This window comes from Caulobacter sp. (assembly GCF_965279145.1).
Lineage (GTDB): Bacteria > Pseudomonadota > Alphaproteobacteria > Caulobacterales > Caulobacteraceae > Caulobacter.
On the sequence record NZ_OZ257139.1, the window covers coordinates 2905189 to 2919923 of the forward strand.

General features: G+C 66.3%; 13 protein-coding genes and 1 pseudogene. 12 read left to right on the forward strand and 2 right to left on the reverse strand.

Annotated elements, in window-relative coordinates:
• Positions 1–132: 132 nt before the first annotated feature.
• From ACQY9P_RS13565 to ACQY9P_RS13605, 9 genes and pseudogenes are all read left to right on the forward strand, one after another.
• Positions 133–216, forward strand: a complete 84-nt coding sequence (locus ACQY9P_RS13565) for a hypothetical protein (protein WP_421740096.1) — start codon at positions 133–135, stop codon at positions 214–216.
• Positions 217–231: 15 nt separating this feature from the next.
• Positions 232–1770 carry a cell division protein FtsZ gene (ftsZ, locus tag ACQY9P_RS13570; RefSeq protein WP_421738753.1) on the forward strand — a complete coding sequence of 513 codons (1539 nt, stop codon included), beginning with the start codon at positions 232–234 and terminating at the stop codon, positions 1768–1770.
• A gap of 123 nt (positions 1771–1893) precedes the next feature.
• Positions 1894–2364 carry an Lrp/AsnC family transcriptional regulator gene (locus ACQY9P_RS13575; protein ID WP_421738752.1) on the forward strand — a complete coding sequence of 157 codons (471 nt, stop codon included), beginning with the start codon at positions 1894–1896 and terminating at the stop codon, positions 2362–2364.
• A gap of 140 nt (positions 2365–2504) precedes the next feature.
• Positions 2505–3626, forward strand: coding sequence for a pyridoxal phosphate-dependent aminotransferase (locus ACQY9P_RS13580; protein ID WP_421738751.1), 1122 nt, complete (start codon positions 2505–2507; stop codon positions 3624–3626).
• Between the two features lie 17 nt (positions 3627–3643).
• Complete coding sequence (hppD, locus tag ACQY9P_RS13585) at positions 3644–4714, forward strand: 4-hydroxyphenylpyruvate dioxygenase (protein WP_421738750.1); 1071 nt, start codon at positions 3644–3646, stop codon at positions 4712–4714.
• Between the two features lie 142 nt (positions 4715–4856).
• The gene (hmgA, locus tag ACQY9P_RS13590) at positions 4857–6155 is read left to right on the forward strand and encodes a homogentisate 1,2-dioxygenase (RefSeq protein WP_421738749.1); all 1299 of its coding nucleotides are present in this window, start codon (positions 4857–4859) and stop codon (positions 6153–6155) included.
• A 25-nt stretch (positions 6156–6180) separates the two neighbouring features.
• A complete protein-coding gene (locus ACQY9P_RS13595) occupies positions 6181–7188 on the forward strand; it encodes a fumarylacetoacetate hydrolase family protein (protein ID WP_421738748.1) in 1008 nt (335 codons plus the stop codon).
• Positions 7185–7577 (forward strand): Rieske (2Fe-2S) protein, encoded by a 393-nt coding sequence (locus tag ACQY9P_RS13600; protein WP_421738747.1) that lies wholly within the window; start codon positions 7185–7187, stop codon positions 7575–7577. The genes ACQY9P_RS13595 and ACQY9P_RS13600 overlap by 4 nt, the downstream gene beginning before the upstream one ends.
• Positions 7574–7663, forward strand: a pseudogene (locus tag ACQY9P_RS13605) (hypothetical protein); the annotation flags it as partial. The gene ACQY9P_RS13600 and the pseudogene ACQY9P_RS13605, both read left to right, overlap by 4 nt.
• Before the next feature lie 35 nt (positions 7664–7698).
• Here the strand turns inward: ACQY9P_RS13605 and ACQY9P_RS13610 are convergent.
• Together ACQY9P_RS13610 and ACQY9P_RS13615 are read right to left on the reverse strand one after the other, a co-directional pair.
• Positions 7699–9204, reverse strand: a complete 1506-nt coding sequence (locus ACQY9P_RS13610) for a spinster family MFS transporter (protein WP_421738746.1) — start codon at positions 9202–9204, stop codon at positions 7699–7701.
• Between the two features lie 762 nt (positions 9205–9966).
• Positions 9967–11301 (reverse strand): spinster family MFS transporter, encoded by a 1335-nt coding sequence (locus ACQY9P_RS13615; protein WP_421738745.1) that lies wholly within the window; start codon positions 11299–11301, stop codon positions 9967–9969.
• 96 nt (positions 11302–11397) lie between these two features.
• Here ACQY9P_RS13615 and ACQY9P_RS13620 point away from each other — a divergent pair, with 96 nt between their 5' ends.
• The 3 genes from ACQY9P_RS13620 (at position 11398) to ACQY9P_RS13630 (ending at position 14733) form a co-directional block, all read left to right on the forward strand.
• Positions 11398–12024: a glutathione S-transferase family protein gene (locus ACQY9P_RS13620; protein ID WP_421740095.1), complete on the forward strand. Its 627-nt coding sequence runs from the start codon at positions 11398–11400 to the stop codon at positions 12022–12024.
• 139 nt (positions 12025–12163) lie between these two features.
• Complete coding sequence (locus ACQY9P_RS13625) at positions 12164–13111, forward strand: RDD family protein (RefSeq protein ID WP_421738744.1); 948 nt, start codon at positions 12164–12166, stop codon at positions 13109–13111.
• 119 nt (positions 13112–13230) lie between these two features.
• On the forward strand, positions 13231–14733 hold the full coding sequence (locus tag ACQY9P_RS13630; protein ID WP_421738743.1) for an NAD(P)/FAD-dependent oxidoreductase: 1503 nt from the start codon (positions 13231–13233) through the stop codon (positions 14731–14733).
• Positions 14734–14735 lie beyond the last annotated feature (2 nt).

Genomic DNA, 14735 nt, shown 5'->3' on the forward strand with positions numbered 1-14735 from the left:
GGTCGCATCAACTGAGAATTCCCAGCGGAACCCTTGGAGTCCCAAGCGATTCTGTTGATGGAGCGCGATTTATGCTCCGGCGGCGCTCGACGTGTCCCCGACTCATATTATGCAGTTAACCGCCGATTAACGATGGTGGTTGTTTTGTTAACCCGATCGTCGAGGCGTTCCCGGCGATTGATCGCCGGGGTCCTGTTTGACGATTTCGGCGCTTAGGTCGCGAGGGTCCCAATGGCTATTTCTCTTTCCGCGCCACGCACCACTGAACTGAAGCCGCGTATCGTCGTGTTCGGCGTCGGCGGCGCTGGCGGCAACGCCGTCAACAACATGATCGAGGCGGGCCTCGAAGGTGTTGAGTTCGTGGTCGCCAATACGGACGCTCAACAGCTCCAGTTCGCCAAGACCGACCGCCGCATCCAGCTGGGCGTGCAGGTCACCCAGGGCCTCGGCGCAGGCGCGCACCCTGAAGTGGGCATGAGCGCCGCTGAGGAAAGCTTCCCCGAGATCGGCGAGCACCTGGATGGCGCTCATATGGTCTTCATCACCGCCGGCATGGGCGGCGGCACCGGCACCGGCGCCGCGCCGATCATCGCCAAGTGCGCCCGCGAGCGCGGCATCCTGACGGTCGGCGTCGTCACCAAGCCCTTCCACTTCGAAGGCCGTCACCGCATGCGTCTGGCCGACGCCGGCATCGGTGAGCTGCAGCGCTATGTCGACACCCTGATCGTCATTCCGAACCAGAACCTGTTCCGCGTCGCCAACGAGCGCACCACCTTCGCCGAAGCCTTCGGCATGGCCGACCAGGTCCTGCACTCGGGCGTTCGCTCGATCACCGACCTGATGGTCCTGCCGGGCCTGATCAACCTCGACTTCGCCGACGTCCGCACGGTCATGACCGAAATGGGCAAGGCGATGATGGGCACCGGCGAGGGCACCGGCGAAGACCGCGCGCTGATGGCCGCCCAGAACGCCATCGCCAACCCGCTGCTGGACGAAGTCTCGCTGAAGGGCGCCAAGGCCGTGCTGGTCAACGTGACCGGCGGCATGGACATGACCCTGCTGGAAGTCGACGAGGCGGCCAACGCCATCTCCGACCAGGTTGATCCGGAAGCCAACATCATCTTCGGCGCCGCCTTCGACCCGTCGCTGGAAGGCGTGATCCGCGTCTCGGTGGTCGCCACCGGCATGGACGGCGCCTCCATCGCCCAGATCGAACCCAAGCCTGTCGCCCGCAACACCACGGCGGCGCCGCTGATCGCTGAAACCGCCCGTCCCGCGCCGCAGCCCGAGCCTGCCCAGCGCGTGTCCTCGCGCTACGAAGCTCGTCCGATGGACCGTCCCTCGGCCCAGCCGACCTCTTACGCGCCCGAGCCCGCCTATGAGCCCGAGCCTCAGATCGTCGCCGAAGAGCCGCAGGCCGATCTCTACTACCAGGAGCCCGCCGTCGCCGAGGTGCAGCAGCCAGAGCCGCGCATCACGCAACCCGCGCCGCGCACCGTCACGCGCATCGTCGATCCGCTGGTCGAGGAAGCCGATGACGCGCCGCTCTACACCGAGCAGCACTATGATGACCGCCGGCCGCAAAAGTCCGGTGGCTGGATGAGCCTGTTTGGCGGTGGCCGCCAACGTTACGACCAGCAACCCGCGCAACAGCCGCAGGCTCGCACGACGTCCAGCGCCCGCCCCGCCATGCAGCCGCTGGAATCGCAGCAGATCGACGAAGGCGAGGATCTGGAGATACCCTCGTTCCTGCGTCGCCTGGCGAACTGAAAAGCTCGATAGGCTCGTGAACTTCGAAACGCCCCGGAGGAAACTCCGGGGCGTTTTGCGTTGATCCTCACTGAAGGGGACGGATTGCTATATCGTGCCAATATCGCCTGAGAACCGGTCACGATGAAGCTCACCCGCGCCGATCGCAAGATTCTGCAGATCCTCCAGGAGGACGGCAAGATCTCCAATGTCGACCTCGCCGAACGGGTCGGGCTGTCACCCAGCCCCTGCCTGCGACGGGTAAAGCAACTGGAGGCGTCGGGCCTGATCTCCGGCTATGTGGCCCTGCTGGATCGCCGCAAGGCCAGCCTGGATCTGCTGGCCTATGTCGAGGTGCAGGTCGATCGTCACAGCGAAACCGCCGCCGAAGCCTTCAAGGAAGCCGTGTTGCGCGAACCCCTGGTGGTCGGCTGCTACGCCATGACCGGCGGCTACGACTATCTGCTGCGCGTCGTGGCGCCCAATCTGGACGCCTATGCCGACTTCACCATGAAACGCCTGCTAAAGATGCCCGCCGTCAAAGGCATCCAGTCGAGCTTCGTGCTGGATACGATCAAGGACTCGCCCGCCCTGCCGCTGGACTACATCGACTGACCGAACAGGTAGGTGGCGTCGCGTGCGAGGTCGATATTGGCATAATGTGACGGCGATGGGGGTTCTCTCGGTCATCATCGACAGGTTCTGACTTTCCTCTCACGCTAACCTGACCGCTGTTCATTCGAGGAGCGGTATTCATGCTGGTTGTGGACCAAAAGCCCCTCGCGTCCGCGATGCCGTCGCCCGTCCGCGCCGCGCTGGAGACCGTCCAGGCCTACAAGGCCGGCATGACCCTGGCCGAAGCGGGGCGTCGCGCGGGCCGCAGCGATCTGTCGAAACTGGCGAGCAACGAGAACCTGCTGGGCGCCAGCCCCACGGTGGCTGACGCCGTCCAGGCCGCGCTGGCGTCGCCGGAAATCTACCCCGACCCCTACTGCGAGACCCTGCGCGACGCCCTGGGCTTGCATCTGGCGGTCGATCCGGCGCGCATCGTGGTGTCGCCTGGGTCCGAAGCCCTGATCGACTACCTGTTCCGCGCTGTGATCTCCCCGGGCGAGACGATCCTGTTGTCGACCCCGACCTTCCCGGCCTACGAGATCTTCGCCAAATGCGCCGAGGCGGCCATCGTCGATGTGCCGCGCCTGGCCAATTTCGACCTCGACGTCGAGGCCTTCAAGGTCGAGGCGGCCAAGGGCCCGAAGCTTCTCGTGCTGTGCACGCCCAACAATCCGACCGGTAACGCCCTGACAGGCATCGATATCGGTGAAATCCTGGCCGTCACCCCGCGCTCGACGATGGTCTTCATCGATGAGGCCTACCGCGAGTATCACGAGGCGTTCAACACCTTCGCCCTGCTGGAGGCCTGGGGCGGGCCCTGGGTGTCGGCGCGGACCTTCTCCAAGGCCTATGGCCTGGCCGGCATGCGCGTGGGCTATGGGATCGCCTCGTCGGCCGAGCTGGTCGGCTATCTGGATCGCCTGCGCCCCCCCTTCAATGTCACGGCCATTTCGCAGGCCGCGGCTCTGGCTGTCCTGGCGGATGTCGAGCATCTTGAGCGCACCGTCGCGCTGACCATCGCCGAACGAGGTCGGGTCGAGGCGGCGCTGGACGTTCTGGGCGTCGAGCGCACCAGCAGCCAGGCCAATTTCGTCTTCCTGCGCTCGCCGGCCGGGCCTCAGGCGACGACGGAGCGTTTGCTTCGGGACGGGCTTATCATTCGTCCGACGCCCGTCGCCGGCGGATGGGTTCGCATCACCATCGGCCGTCCGGCCGACAATGACCGCCTGATCGCCGCCCTGCCGGCGGCGCTCGCTCGCTGAGTTCTGGGAGTTTCTCGATGTCCATGACCGCCCAAAACCCGCTCGGCCTCGACGGCTTCGAGTTTGTCGAGTTCACCAGCCCCGATCCCGCCGCCATGAAGGCGCTGTTCGAGGCGCTGGGCTTCGTGCCCGCCAGCACCCATCCGACCAAGGCCGTGACCCGCTACAAGCAGGGCCGCATCAACCTGCTGGTCAATGAGGAGGCTACCGGCCAGGTCGCCGAATTCCGCGCCGCCCACGGGCCCTCGGCCAATGGCATGGCCTTCCGCGTCGGTGACGTCGAAGCTGCCTATGCGGAAGCCCTGAAGCGCGGCGCGGTCGCCGCCGACGCCGGCAAGACCGTGCTGGGCGAGGGCGCGCGGGTGCTGGAGGGCATCGGCGGCTCGATGCTATATCTGGTCGAGCGCCATGGCGATCTGGGCACGATCTATGACAGCTGGGACCAAGTGCCCGGCGCGGCCCTGGCCGAGGCCAAGAACAATGTCGGCCTGGATCTGCTGGATCACCTGACCCACAACGTCAAGCGCGGCCAGATGCGCACCTGGTCGACCTTCTATCGCGATGTCTTCGGCTTCGAGGAGCAGAAGTATTTCGACATCAAGGGTCAGGCGACCGGCCTGTTCAGCCAGGCGATGATCGCGCCCGACAAGGCCATCCGCATCCCGCTGAACGAGAGCCAGGACGACCAGAGCCAGATCGAGGAGTTCATTCGCCAGTACAATGGCGAAGGCATCCAGCACCTGGCCCTGACCACGCCCGATATCTACGAGACCGTCGAGAAGCTGCGCGCCCGGGGCGTCAAGCTGCAGGACACTATCGAGACCTATTACGAGCTGGTCGACAAGCGCGTGCCGGGCCACGGCGAGGATCTGGAGCGTCTGAAGAAGAACCGCATCCTGCTGGACGGCAATGTCGGCGAGGAAGGCCTGCTGCTGCAGATCTTCACCGAGAACCTGTTTGGCCCGATCTTCTTCGAGATCATCCAGCGCAAGGGCAATGAGGGCTTCGGTAACGGCAACTTCCAGGCCCTGTTCGAGAGCATCGAGCTGGACCAGATCCGCCGCGGCGTGATCACGGTCGAGGCCTGATCAAGGCTGGTGGACGGGAGCCCGTTTCCCGTCCCACAATCCCGCTCTCCCCGGCGAAAGCCGGGGCCCAGGTGAAACCCACGAACCGCTCCGGATGAATCTGGATCCCGGCTTTCGCCGGGAAGAGCGGAGGTGGGGGAGGATGCACGTGACCGATAGCGACGCGCTCAGGTACCAATCCGGCTTCGGCAATCACTTCGCCACCGAGGCCGTCCCTGGCGCCCTGCCGGTGGGGCAGAACTCGCCGCAGCAGGTTCCGTTCGGCCTCTATGCCGAGCAACTGTCGGGCACGGCCTTCACCGCGCCCCGTCATGAGAACCGCAGGAGCTGGCTCTATCGCCTGCGGCCCAGCGCCGGCCATGGCCGCTACGAGCCCTACGCTCAACCGACCCTGGCCAGCGGACCGTTCGACGGACCGATAACGCCCAATCGCCTGCGCTGGGACCCGATCGGGGTTCCGGTTACGCCGACGGACTTCGTCGACGGTCTTCGGACCCTGGCCGGCAATGGCGATGTGGCCACCCAGGCCGGGATCGGTATCCACCTCTATCTCGCCAACACGTCCATGAAGGACCGGGTGTTCCAGAACGCCGACGGCGAACTGCTGATCGTGCCGCAGCAGGGCGTGTTGACGATTGTCACCGAACTGGGCGTTCTGACCGCCGGTCCGGGCGAGATCGCCCTGATCCCGCGCGGCGTGCGGTTCCGGGTGGAGGTCTCGGGTCCCTCGCGCGGCTATGTCTGCGAGAACTATGGCGCGGCCTTCAAGCTGCCGGACCTGGGACCGATCGGCTCCAACGGCCTGGCCAATCCGCGCGATTTCCTGACCCCCGTCGCCGCCTTTGAGGATGTCGAGGCCCCGACCCAGGTGATCCAGAAATTCCAGGGCGGCCTGTGGTCGTCGCAATGGGATCACAGCCCGCTGGACGTGGTGGCCTGGCACGGCAACTTCGCGCCCTGCAAATACGACCTGAGCCGGTTCAACACGATCAACACGGTCAGTTTCGACCATCCCGATCCGTCGATCTTCACCGTGCTGACCTCGCCCAGCGAGATCCCGGGCACGGCCAATTGCGACTTCGTGATCTTTCCGCCGCGCTGGATGGTGGCCGAGCACACGTTCCGACCTCCATGGTTCCATCGCAATGTGATGAGCGAGTTCATGGGCCTGGTCACCGGCGCCTATGACGCCAAGGCCGGCGGCTTCTCGCCGGGCGGCGCCAGCCTGCACAACGCCATGAGCGATCACGGCCCCGATCTGGCCAGTTGGCGGGGGGCGACCGAGGCCGAGCTGAAGCCCCACAAGATCGAGAACACCCTGGCCTTCATGTTCGAAAGTCGATGGGTGATCCGCCCCACGCGATTTGCTCTGGAGCATTGCGCGCTTCAGGCGGACTATGACGCCTGCTGGTCGGGCTTCCCCAAGGCCGTCCTGCCTTAACGATAACGATAAAGAGGAAGCGCCCATGAAGCTCGCGTCTCTCAAAGGCGGCCGGGACGGCCGGCTGGTGGTGGTCTCCAACGACCTGGCCTGGTTCACCGACGCGGCGACTATCGCCCCGACGATGCAGGCGGCGATGGATGACTGGGGACATTGCGAGCCTCTGTTGCGCGGCCTGGCCGAAAGCCTGGAGCACGGCGCGGTGCCCAAGGAGCGCTTCCACGAGCATGACGCCGCCAGTCCGCTGCCCAGGGCCTATCAGTGGCTGGACGGCTCGGCCTATGTGAACCACGTGCAGCTGGTCCGCCAGGCGCGGGGCGCCGAGATGCCCGAAACCTTCTGGACCGATCCGCTGATGTACCAGGGCGCGTCCGACGGCTTCCTGTCGCCGCGCGAGGACATCCCGCTGGCCGACTCCGCCTGGGGCTGCGACCTGGAAGGCGAGATCGCGGTCATCGTCGGCGACGTGCCGCTGGGCGCGACCCGGGACGAGGCCCTGGCCGAGATCCGCCTGGTCATGCTGTGCAACGATGTCTCCCTGCGCAACCTGATCCCGGCCGAGCTGGCTAAGGGCTTTGGCTTCGTTCAGTCCAAGCCCGCCAGCGCCTTTTCGCCGGTCGCCGTGACGCCGGCCCTGCTGGGCGACGCCTGGAAGGACGGCAAGCTGCACGGCGCCCTGCTGGTCGGGCTGGACGGCGAGGACTTCGGCAAGGCCGACGCCGGGGTCGACATGACCTTCGACTTCGGAACCCTGGTGGCCCACGCCGCCAAGACCCGCGCCCTGTCGGCCGGCACGATCGTCGGCTCGGGCACGGTGTCCAACCGCGGCGCCGATGGCGGACCGGGGCGAGCGATCGCCGACGGCGGCGTCGGCTATTCGTGCCTGGCCGAGCTGCGCACGGTCGAGACGATCCTGCACGGGACGGCCAAGACGCCGTTCCTGCTGCCGGGCGACACCGTCCGCATCGAGATGAAGGACGCCAAGGGGCATTCGATCTTCGGGGCCATCGAGCAGACGGTCGAGCGGATTTGAGCGACGAGACGATCCCCGCCGGCCCCGTCGGTCTTGCTGGACGGGTCTGGACGACGCCGGCGGGGGTGACGCTTGGGCCTCTGGAGCTGATCGCCGAAGGCGGCGCCCGCAACTTCGTGCTGCAGATCGGCGACAATCGCTTTCATGGGTTCGTGGTGCGGCGGGGCGAGCAGGCCTTCGGCTATGTCGACCGCTGTCCGCACGCCGGCCTGCCCCTGGCGCAGAAGCTGGACCAGTACCTGACCCCGGACGGCGACCTGATCGCCTGCTCGTGGCACGGGGCGATGTTCACGGTGGAGGAGGGCGTCTGCGTCGGCGGGCCCTGCGTGGGACGCCGCCTGACGCCCTGGCCCGTCGAGGTTCGCGAGGGGCGGATCCTAACCGCATAGCTCAAGGCGCTTGTCATCCCGGCCGCAGCGAAGCGGAGAGCCGGGACCCAGGGGCAATCGCATCGCGGCGGCCCCTGGGTCCCGGATAGCCTCTGCGAGGCTTCCGGGATGACAAGTTGTATCAAGCCTGGGCCACCGCCCGTTCCTTCATGTGCTTGACCATGCCGATCGCGGCCAGGCCGTAGTGCAGGCCGGCCCAGGCGTAGAAGCACAGCGAGACGATGATCCCCTGCTGGCTGGAATGGGCCAGCACGGTGCGACAGTGGGCCACCGCCTCGGCCGGCGAGCCCTTGGGCGCGACGCCGCCGGGGCAGCTGGCCGCGAAGCTGGCGCCGTCATGGGCCCCGAACGATCCGACCAGGGTCGAGACCAGGCCGCCGGCATTGGGGTTGTTGAAGTTGAACTGGGCCAGGTGGTCGATCAGCCAGCCGGTGAAGACCGGTCCGCCGCCCAGGGCGATCAGGTTCAGGAAGAAGAACAGGATGGCCGTGGCCGTGGCGCGGCGACGGGGATCGACCGAGTTCTGAACCACGCCGAAGGTCGGGGCCAGATAGACATAGTGGAAGATGCCCGGGACCAGCAGGATCAGGGCCGTGGCCTCCCAGCTGGTCTGCAGATAGGCGGCGATATAGATCGGGGTGCAGATCAGCAGGCCGATGGCGGGCGTCAGGGCGTACCATTTGGCGCTCTTCTTGCCGGCCCAGTCGCTGAGAAAGCCGCCGACCAGTGTGCCGACGCCGGCAGAGAAGCCGCCGATCAGGCCGGTGATCAGGCCCACCTGGGCCAGGCCCAGGCCGAAATTGCGGACGAAATAGGAGGGCACGAAGGCGCCGGATCCATAGGAGCCGAATGAGGCGATGGTGACGCCCAGCACCATGTGCAGAACGGGCCACTTGCCAAACAGGATCTTGATGACCGCGCCGATCTCGCGAAACTCGCTGGTCAGGGAGAAGGGCGGCTTGGGCGGCTCGACCACCAGGTCCTCGGCCTCCAGCGGATGCTCCTTGGCCTCGGAATGGCCGCGCGGCGGCTCCTTGATCACCAGCTTGACGATCACGGCCAGCAGGATGCCGGGCAGGCCGACGATCACGAAGGCGACGCGCCAGGAAAACTCCTGGGCCAGCCAGCCGCCGGCCACCGCGCCGAACATCGTGCCCAGGGGAATGCCGAACGAGTAGATCGACAGGGCCGTGGCCCGCTGCTTGGGCGCATAATAGTCGCTGATCAGCGAATGGCTGGGGGGCGAGCAGCCCGCCTCGCCGATGCCGACGCCAAAGCGGTAGGCGGCCAGTTGCACGAAGCTGGCGGCGCTGCCGCACAGGGCGGTGAAGCCCGACCAGATCACCAGCGAGACCGAGATGATGGTCACCCGGTTCCAGCGCTCGGCCATCCGGGCGATGGGGATGCCCAGCAGGGTGTAGAGAAGGGCGAAATACAGCCCGCCCAGCAGGCCCAGCTGGGTGTCGGTCAGCTTGAGGTCGACCTTGATGGCCTGACCAATGGTGGCGATGATCGTCCGGTCGATGAAGTTGAAGGTGTAGGTGGCGAGCAGCAGCCCCAGCACCGAGGCCTTGTAGCCGTTCGAATACAGCGGTTTGACCCCGCCGGACGCAATCGCGTCAGCCATCCTGACTCTCCCTTCAAACATTTGTTCTAATTCTTGAGGGGACTGTAGACGTAAGGGAAGTCGGAGCGCCAGAGGGGAAATTCCAGGCTCAGCCACTGGCCCCCTACGGGCTGCTGCGCAGCCGTCTTCCCCCGGAGGGGGAAGATGAACCGCGCTGACCCCATCTTCCCCCTCCGGGGGAAGACGACCGCGAAGCGGTCAGTAGGGGGCAAGTGTCAGCGACCTCGCGCCGAAGCTGCGATGGTGATGGGAAGGGTCGCGGAGCGTCCGGGCCTCGCCCGGAATGTGTGAGTTCTAAGTACCGTTTCGACGAAGACAGACGCTCCGCGTGATCGTTATCCCTCTGGCCGGGGCGCGCGGGTCTCGTTCAACCCTTCACCCCCATCCGGGAGCTCCTCCTCGCGACGGACCCAGCCTTGGGCTGCAGCCACGCCGATTCCGGAGGACCCGGAACGTACCTTCGGACGGGCGGGGACCTCCGACGAGAGTTCCCCGATAGGCGGATTTACGTCCCCCGCCTTCCTTTAAGCCCAGCCCGGTCCCGCTCACGCGACTCCGGTGGCCCCGCTCGATCACCCCTGACAGCCGCCTCTGGTCGCCGGCCGGACGCCCTTCCCGTGCTGTCAGGTGAGACTGATTATGCGGGCGGTTTGAACGCGGAGGATTGGCGCGATCGTTTTATTTTTAGCGCGTTGATTTCACTAAGGTCTGCCTCGAAAGGCATGGGGATAGAGCGCCGTCTATCCCCGTGGTCCCTGGCGATCAGGCCACCATGTCCTCGCGGATCGTCTTGCGCGCCTGCCAGAACAGCGCGAACGACACCAGGCCCAGCATGGCCGAGATGATCAGGGCCCAGCGCACGCCCTCGGCCTCGCCCAGGCCGACCGGGCCGGCCAGCACGTCGCTCAGGGCGCCGACGGCGACGGGGCCAAGGCCCAGGCCGATCAGGTTGATGACGAACAGCAGGACGGCCGCGGCCGTGGCGCGCATGTGGGGTTCGACGATGCTCTGGGCCGTGGCGTAGACCGGGCCGTACCACAGCGTTCCGAGCAGCAGCGGCACGGCCAGCAGGAACAGGGCCGGCATGATGGTCGGCAGGTTGATGGACACGATGTAGAACGGGATGCCCAGCAGCGAGGCGATCGCCGGCACCACGACATAGGCGCGCAGGTCCCGCGCCCCCAGCCTGTCGGCCAGCAGGCCGCCCAGCCAGGCGCCGATGACGCCGGCCGTGCCGCCGATCAGGCCCAGGGCCAGGCCCAGGAAACCCGCCGACTTCAGGCCGAACACCGCCGCCAGGCTGGCCAGTTCGGCGGTGTGGTTGCGGAAGAAGAACGAGGCCGCGAACGGCGCCTGGCCATAGCCGATGAAGGCCTTGATCGAGGCGGCCAGGGCCACCAGCCAGAAGGTCTTCTTGGCGGCCAGGACCGCCAGGGCCGCGCCGAAGCTGATCTGCTGGGCGGTGCGGGCGGCGATGTCGGCGGCCAGCTGCCGGCGCGGCTCGATCAGGGTGAAGGCGGCGACCAGGGCGAAGATGACGCCGGGGGCGCCGGCCACCATGAACGCCACGCGCCAGCCATAGGCGTCGGCGACGAGCCCGCCCATGGCCATGCCGGCCAGGGTGCCTAGCGGCGTGCCGATCGAATAGAAGGCGATCGAGCTGGCCCGCTTTTCCTTGGGCACATAGTCCATGATCAGCGAGTGGGCGGGCGGGGTGCAGCCGGCCTCGCCGACGCCGACGCCGATGCGGGCCAGGATCAGCTGCCAGAAGTTCTGGGCGAAGCCGCAAAGCAGGGTGAAGGCGCTCCACGCCGCCACCGAGGCGCCGATGATGAACGGCCGGTTCTTGCGCTCGGCCAGCCGGGCGATCGGAATGCCCAGCACGGTGTAGAAGATGGCGAAGGCCAGGCCGCTCATCATGCCCAGTTGCCAGTCGGCCAGCCCCAGGTCGCGCTTGATCGGCTCGGCCAGGATGTTGACCACCTGCCGGTCCAGGAAGTTCAGGGTGTAGATGATCAGCAGCACCCACAGGGCGTAGCGGCGATAGGCCGTCGATACAGGATTGATGACCGGCGACGGGGTGACCGTTTCCGCCATGAGCGCTCTCCCTCGAACAGTTGTTCTAATTGTTGTGGCGACTTTAGGCGCACGCTAAGCGGGATGACCACCCCATCCGTCCTGGAAGGTTCGCCCATGGAACTGATCATCGGCACCAAGCTCTGGTCCACCTGGTCGATGCGCCCGTGGCTGGCGCTGAAGCGCGCGCGGGCCCCGTTCACCGAAACCCTGGTCGAACTGCGTCAGGCCGAGATCACCGCGGCCGAACTGGCCAGGCGCTCGCCCAGCGCTCTTGTGCCCGCCCTGAAGGACGGCGACCTGGTGATCTGGGACTCGCTGGCGATCTGCGAGTACCTGGCAGAGACCTTTCCCGACGCCAGGCTGTGGCCCGAGGACCCGGCCCTGCGCGCCCTGGGCCGTTCGGCGGCGTCGGAAATGCACGCGGGCTTCCAGGCGCTGCGCGGCGAATGCCCGATGGCGCTGGACGAGACGCCTCGCCAGGTCGAGCTGTCAGAGGCCACGCAAAAGAACGTGCGCCGCATCACCACGCTGTGGAACGACCTGCTGACCCGTTCCGGCGGTCCGTTCCTGCTGGGCGACTGGTCGATCGCCGACGCCTTCTACACGCCGGTGGCGACACGGTTCCGGACCTATGGGGTCGCCTTGTCGGACTATGGCGACGCCGGAGCGGCCCAGGCCTATGGCGAGCGGTTGCTCAGGACGCCGGAATATCTGGAGTGGGAGCGGGACGCGCTGGCGTAGACGTTCTCATGGAGAACGGGTGGCGACGACGATCTTCCACAGGCTGTGTTCCGGCGGTCACTCGCCTTCTGGCGGCTTTGCTGCCAAGCTACGCGCCTGCGCCTTAAAACCTTTGGCGCGGAGGCGTATGGGGGCGTGCGTGGACGACGTAGAGAGCATTCGGGCGGGGTTCTGGCGCCGGATTTTAGGATTCCTGATCGACGGCATCGTGCTCGGCTTAACCGGCATCGCACTGGGGACCTCGCTCTACGATGAACTGGCCAACCTGGCGGGGCCGACGCGTCTCATCGGTCTGGCGATTGGCGCGGTCTATTTCGGCGTTACGACCAGTGCCATCGGCGGCTCGCGCACCTTGGGCATGAGGGTGACCGGCCTGAAGGTCGTGTCGGTCAAAGGTGGTCCACTGAGCCTCCCAACAGCGCTGTGGCGGGCGATCCTGCTTCAGGCGCCGTTCATGCTGAATGGCATGATCGTCAGCCTCACCGATCCGGTCTGGCTGAAACTCTACGGGGTGGTGGTTGGGACGATCGTCTTCGGTGCCGGCCTGGCGCAGATTCTTCTGCTGTTTTTCAACCGCGCTTCGGGGCGTCTGGTGCACGACCTGCTTTCGGGCGCCGCTGTGGTTCGCGTGGAAGCGAGGACCGCGCCCGAGCGCGACGCGCGGGGCGCGATGGTGGCGGCCGGCCTTGCCGTGTTCGTGTCCTTCGCGGCGATGGCGGGCCTTACGCAATACGGGTCCAAGTTTCTGCCCGAACCGCTGACGACGATGAGCGCTTCCAGAGAGGCCGTCATGACGGTGCCGACCGTGCTGGGGGCTTGGGTGCAGGACAATACGATGACCAATCTTTCAGGCGCCGGCCGTCAGACGACGCGCACGCTGATCGTCACCGCCAAGTTGCGAACCTGGCCAGACGAACCACAGGCCTTGGCCGATCAGGTCGGGGCTGCGGCCCTGTCGCGATACAAGCTAGCCCCGGGCCAGCGGGTGAGGGTTGTTCTCAGTCGGGGCTACGACATCGGGATCGCACAGGCGTCCAACAGCCGGACATTGGACTATCAGCCACCTGCGGCGAGGCCTTCGACCTAGCGATTGCAGGAGCGCTAACCCCACCGGCCCCGTTCACAATTAACCGGGATTCACCACGCCTCGCGACCCGGCCTTAACCAAGCGCCGCCATTGTGTTCCGAAACGGGATAGGAATGGACATGGCGCAGCACGTCGAGACCCTGGTGATCGGAGCAGGCCCCGCGGGCCTCACCACCGCTTACACCCTGGCCAAGGCCGGGCGGGGCGTGACGGTGCTGGAGATGGACCCGGTGTATGTCGGCGGCATCAGCCGCACGGTCGACTACAAGGGCTTCAAGTTCGACATCGGCGGTCACCGGTTCTTCTCGAAGAGCAAGGAGGTCGTCGACCTCTGGAACGAGATCCTGCCCGACGACTTCATCGACCGGCCCCGCCTGTCGCGCATCTATTACCGCGAGAAGTTCTACGCCTATCCGCTGAAGGCCTTCGAGGCCTTGGGCAATCTGGGCGTCTGGACCGCGACCAAGTGCATGGCCTCGTTCGGCTGGGCCAAGTTCAAGCCGATCAAGGCGCCGACCACCTTCCACCAATGGGTGCGCAACCAGTTCGGCGAGAAGCTGTTCTCGATCTTCTTCAAGACCTACACCGAGAAGGTGTGGGGCATGAGCTGCGACGAGATCTCGGCCGACTGGGCCAGCCAGCGCATCAAGGGCCTGGACCTGGCCGCCGCCATCATCGACGGCGTCAAGCGCTCGCTGGGCATCCGTCCCAAGGTCGGGGCCGAGGGCGCGCCGAAGACCCTGATCGAAAGCTTCCGCTATCCCCGCAAGGGCCCCGGCATGATGTGGGAGGCCTGCGCCGAGAAGATCACCGCCCTGGGCGGCGTGATCCACATGGGCCGCAAGGTCGATGGCCTGCACTATGACAAGATCGCCAAGCTGTGGACCGTCAGCGTCACCAGCAGCGACGGCAAGACCGAGATCTACACCGCCGACGATGTGGTCTCCTCGGCCCCGCTGCGGGAGCTGATGCAGGCGGTGTCGCCCACCCCGCTCAGCCTGTTCCACGCCGGCGAGCTGATGTACCGCGACTTCATCACCGTGGTGCTGATGGGCAAGCCGCAGAAGGAACTGCCCGACAACTGGATCTATATCCACGACCCGTCGGTGAAGGTGGGCCGGGTGCAGAACTTCCGCTCGTGGTCGCCCGAGATGATCCCGGACGGCGTCTCGACGTGCCTGGGCCTGGAATATTTCTGCTTCGAGGGCGACGGGCTGTGGACCTCGAGCGACGAGGACCTGGTGGCCCAGGCCAAGCGCGAGATCGCCAAGATCGGCCTGATGAACCCCGACGAGGTCTATGACGCCTGCGTGGTGCGCCAGCACAAGGCTTACCCCGTCTATGACGACGCCTATGCCGAGCACATCAAGATGATCCGCCTGGACCTGAAGATGCACTTCCCGGGCCTGCATCTGGTCGGCCGCAACGGCATGCACAAGTACAACAACCAGGACCACGCCATGATGACCGGCCTGCTGACGGCCGAGAACATCGTCGCCGGCGAGACCCTGCACGACGTCTGGGACGTGAACGAAGACGCCGAATATGGCGAAGCCGGCGTCTCGGGCGCCCGCGAGGCCCTGAGCAGCGTCCGCGCCGTGCCTCAGAAGGTCGCCGCCTGAGC

What these genes read in the sequence shown, in the direction of transcription:
- ACQY9P_RS13565 (WP_421740096.1), top strand. Translation starts at nt 133, where the DNA reads ATGGTGGTTGTTTTGTTAACCCGATCGTCGAGGCGTTCCCGGCGATTG.
- ftsZ (WP_421738753.1), top strand. Translation starts at nt 232, where the DNA reads ATGGCTATTTCTCTTTCCGCGCCACGCACCACTGAACTGAAGCCGCGT.
- ACQY9P_RS13575 (WP_421738752.1), top strand. Translation starts at nt 1,894, where the DNA reads ATGAAGCTCACCCGCGCCGATCGCAAGATTCTGCAGATCCTCCAGGAG.
- ACQY9P_RS13580 (WP_421738751.1), top strand. Translation starts at nt 2,505, where the DNA reads ATGCTGGTTGTGGACCAAAAGCCCCTCGCGTCCGCGATGCCGTCGCCC.
- hppD (WP_421738750.1), top strand. Translation starts at nt 3,644, where the DNA reads ATGTCCATGACCGCCCAAAACCCGCTCGGCCTCGACGGCTTCGAGTTT.
- hmgA (WP_421738749.1), top strand. Translation starts at nt 4,857, where the DNA reads ATGCACGTGACCGATAGCGACGCGCTCAGGTACCAATCCGGCTTCGGC.
- ACQY9P_RS13595 (WP_421738748.1), top strand. Translation starts at nt 6,181, where the DNA reads ATGAAGCTCGCGTCTCTCAAAGGCGGCCGGGACGGCCGGCTGGTGGTG.
- ACQY9P_RS13610 (WP_421738746.1), bottom strand. Translation starts at nt 9,204, where the DNA reads ATGGCTGACGCGATTGCGTCCGGCGGGGTCAAACCGCTGTATTCGAAC.
- ACQY9P_RS13615 (WP_421738745.1), bottom strand. Translation starts at nt 11,301, where the DNA reads ATGGCGGAAACGGTCACCCCGTCGCCGGTCATCAATCCTGTATCGACG.
- ACQY9P_RS13620 (WP_421740095.1), top strand. Translation starts at nt 11,398, where the DNA reads ATGGAACTGATCATCGGCACCAAGCTCTGGTCCACCTGGTCGATGCGC.
- ACQY9P_RS13630 (WP_421738743.1), top strand. Translation starts at nt 13,231, where the DNA reads ATGGCGCAGCACGTCGAGACCCTGGTGATCGGAGCAGGCCCCGCGGGC.